Annotated in this window: 1 protein-coding gene; it reads right to left on the minus strand. The window is 54.8% G+C overall.

Annotated features, from left to right (window positions below):
* Window positions 1-241, minus strand: a 241-nt coding sequence (locus GBI66_RS19575) for a hypothetical protein (protein ID WP_308464071.1), incomplete at both ends; no start/stop codon positions are given.

Genomic DNA, 241 nt, shown 5'->3' on the forward strand with positions numbered 1-241 from the left:
ATGATGTTGTCACCCGTAATTGGATTGACCACCACCACTGGTGTGGTGATGTCGACTGTGTAGCTCGCATCCGCAGTGGCGTTGCCCACGTTGCCTGCTGCATCGGTTGCTGCCATGCTGACGTTAATCACTTTGTCAGCATCAAGTACCAATTGCCCGCCGGCAACCGTCACAGCCCAGGTACCACCCGCTTGTACGGTGGTGGTTAAGTTAACGCCATTGACGTTCACGGTCACCACAT

It is taken from the genome of Acinetobacter sp. TUM15071 (assembly GCF_008980925.1).
In the GTDB taxonomy this organism is placed as follows: domain Bacteria; phylum Pseudomonadota; class Gammaproteobacteria; order Pseudomonadales; family Moraxellaceae; genus Acinetobacter; species Acinetobacter dispersus.